Raw genomic sequence first — 2,992 nt, 5'->3', positions numbered from 1 at the left:
GCCTCGGCTATGCCAGCGAGGAGCACGACATGCCGACCTTGGAACGCGAATGCTGGGAACCTCGGCGGCCGCCGGTGGTGATCAGGCGGTAGTGGGGCTGCCCATCATTCGCCTCTTCCCTGGCGATGAGCTTGACGCAAATCGGGTCGCCCTTCGCCACATTCCCATTCCGACCGAAGCCGAGGTTCGTGTTCTTGCAAAGGCCAGGAAAGAGCAGCATGACAAGCGCGACCGCAGCGAAGATGGCGCTTGCGACAACCGGGCTGAAGCCGGGCATGGAGGTGGTCGACCTCTGTTGCGGGGCGGCTGTGCCGATCGCCACGATCGCCCGCCATGTCGTCGCACTACGCCGACCAACTGGAGGCCGCGCAGCGCCGGCTGACCGGCGCCGGCGCGACCAATTGCGAATTCGTCGCCGGCTACGCGCTACGAACTCGCTACTCTGGTGTCACGCCCCGTCGAGTCTTCACGGCCAACGCCTTCGACGGCGTCCCGGACCGACCGCGGCTGGCACGTGCCGTGCGCGAGGCGCTCGCCCCCGGCGGACATTTGTTATCGTCAACTGACACCGGCAGCCGCGCGAGACGACGACGGTCCTGAAGCGAACTCAGGCTGTCGCCAAGACAGACCATCGCCGATGCCCAAGTCGGCGGCACCATGCTCCTAGATGCCGACTGCCTGACAAGGGGTCGCAGGCCCGTCGTCCGTCCACTGTCCAAGCCCTCCTGGCCTTTCCGAGGCCGTGATCCTGCCGCGGGTGTGAGTTTGCGATCCTCATAAGAGCGTCAGGCGCGAATAGAAGTTTGGGTCGTGGCTCCACAGCCGCCGACCTATCCATCGGGTGGATGGTAGTTATCACAACAATCAATTTTACCAATATTATGGAATTCTACTACAAGGCCGCCACTTAAAGCGGCCGGACGGGTATCCGTCTCGCGTGGGCTGGTGCTGCCCGCAAAGATGCGGAGACGAACATGTGCGGGATTGTTGGCATCGTTGGGCAACAGCCGGTGTCGGATCGGTTGATCGGCGCGTTGAAGGGTTTGGAATATCGCGGCTATGATTCCGCCGGCGTTGCGACGATCATCGAGGGTGCCTTGCACCGCCGGCGCGCCGAGGGCAAGCTCGTCAATCTCGAGACGCGACTGAAGGAAGAGCCGCTGAGCGGCAACGTCGGCATCGGCCACACGCGTTGGGCAACCCACGGGGCCTCGACCGAACGCAATGCGCACCCGCACTTTAGCGACGGTGTCGCCGTAGTCCATAACGGCATCATCGAGAATTTCACCGAGCTGAAGGACGAATTGGCGGCGGATGGCGCCGAGTTCCAGACCGACACCGACACCGAGGTCGTTGGGCATCTCTTGGCAAGATACCGCCGAGAGGGCATGAGGCCGCAAGAGGCCACGCGTGCCATGCTGAAACGCGTCAAGGGCGCTTATGCGCTTGCCATCCTCTTCGAAGATGAACCGTCGACCATCACGGCGGCGCGCAACGGACCACCGCTCGCGATCGGTCACGGCGACGGCGAGATGTTCCTGGGCTCCGACGCGATCGCCCTTGCTCCCTTCACCAATGAAATTACCTATCTCATCGACGGCGACTGGGCCGTTATCGGCAATTCGGGCGCCCATATCTTCGATGTCGACGGCCGTCCCGTCGAGCGTCCGCGCCATATCTCCACGGCCGCGGCCGATCTCGCCAACAAGGGCAACCATCGCCACTTTATGGAGAAGGAGATTTACGAGCAGCCCGAGGTCATCGCCCATGCTCTCCGTCATTACATTAACATCATAGACAGTCGCGACATGGTTCCTGGCATTGATTTCGCCAAGGTCCCGAGCTTGGCGATCTCTGCCTGCGGGACCGCCTATTTCGCCGGACTGATCGGAAAATACTGGTTCGAGCGCTATGCGCGCCTGACGGTTGAAATCGACGTTGCGTCCGAATTCCGTTACCGCGAGATCCCGTTGCCGCCGCAGTCGGCGGCTCTTTTCATCTCGCAGTCCGGCGAAACCGCCGATACGCTTGCGTCATTGAGGTACTGCAAGGAGCGTGGGCTGAAAATTGGCGCTATCGTCAATGCCTGCGAATCGACTATCGCTCGGGAGGCCGATACGGTTTTCCCGATCCTTGCCGGACCGGAGATCGGCGTCGCCTCTACCAAGGCTTTTACCTGCCAGCTTGCCGTTCTAGCAGCACTCGCCATCGGCGCGGCCAGAGCCCGCGGGACCGTCCCCGAACACGAGCTGCAGGCGCTCGTCAGGAGCCTCGCCGAATTGCCGCGCGTGATGGGCCACGTACTCGAGTGCATCCAGCCGGAAATCGAGTTCTTGTCGCGCGAACTGTCAAAGTGTCGTGACGTCCTGTATCTCGGCCGTGGCACCAGTTTCCCGCTAGCGATGGAAGGTGCGCTGAAGCTCAAGGAGATTTCCTACATTCATGCCGAGGGCTATGCAGCGGGTGAATTGAAGCACGGGCCGATCGCCTTGATAGACGAGAACATGCCGGTGATCGTCATCGCGCCCCATGACCGTCTTTTCGACAAGACCGTTTCCAACATGCAGGAAGTGGCTGCCCGTGGAGGGCGGATTATCCTCATCACCGATGAAAAAGGGGCAGCCGTATCGAAACTCGAAACCATGCACACGCTCGTGCTGCCGGTTGTCGACGAGATTATCGCGCCAATGATCTTCTCGCTCCCGATACAGCTTCTAGCCTACCACACGGCGCTCTTCATGGGGACGGATGTAGACCAGCCGCGCAATCTCGCAAAATCGGTCACGGTCGAATGATTGTGAACCTGTACAGGTGGCGATGCGCCTCCAGGAAAGCGGTACCCCTTGTCTGGATCCGAAGCCCGGATGAAACCAGATGACCATTGTTTGCTGCAATTGCGAAACTCGGTAGCGGTTACGAGCGGGTCTTTCGCTGCCTCGCCGGTGGAGATTGGCCGAAGTAAGCTGTGTCCTGCCGAAAGTTCGAGTTGCTT

General features: G+C 61.0%; 3 protein-coding genes. 2 read left to right on the top strand and 1 reads right to left on the bottom strand.

Annotated elements, in window-relative coordinates; translation table 11 throughout:
- Positions 1-7: 7 nt before the first annotated feature.
- A complete protein-coding gene (locus NKH35_RS31285; protein WP_352917526.1) occupies positions 8-322 on the bottom strand; it encodes a hypothetical protein in 315 nt (104 codons plus the stop codon).
- A gap of 11 nt (positions 323-333) precedes the next feature.
- Here NKH35_RS31285 and NKH35_RS31280 point away from each other — a divergent pair, with 11 nt between their 5' ends.
- Complete coding sequence (locus NKH35_RS31280; protein WP_198031538.1) at positions 334-600, top strand: class I SAM-dependent methyltransferase; 267 nt, start codon at positions 334-336, stop codon at positions 598-600.
- A gap of 374 nt (positions 601-974) precedes the next feature.
- Positions 975-2,795 carry a glutamine--fructose-6-phosphate transaminase (isomerizing) gene (gene glmS / locus NKH35_RS31275; protein WP_023743985.1) on the top strand — a complete coding sequence of 607 codons (1,821 nt, stop codon included), beginning with the start codon at positions 975-977 and terminating at the stop codon, positions 2,793-2,795.
- Positions 2,796-2,992: the final 197 nt, after the last annotated feature.

The sequence above is a fragment of the Mesorhizobium sp. M1143 genome (assembly GCF_040318435.1).
Lineage (GTDB): Bacteria > Pseudomonadota > Alphaproteobacteria > Rhizobiales > Rhizobiaceae > Mesorhizobium.
This window is presented reverse-complemented; position numbering and strand designations above follow the sequence as displayed.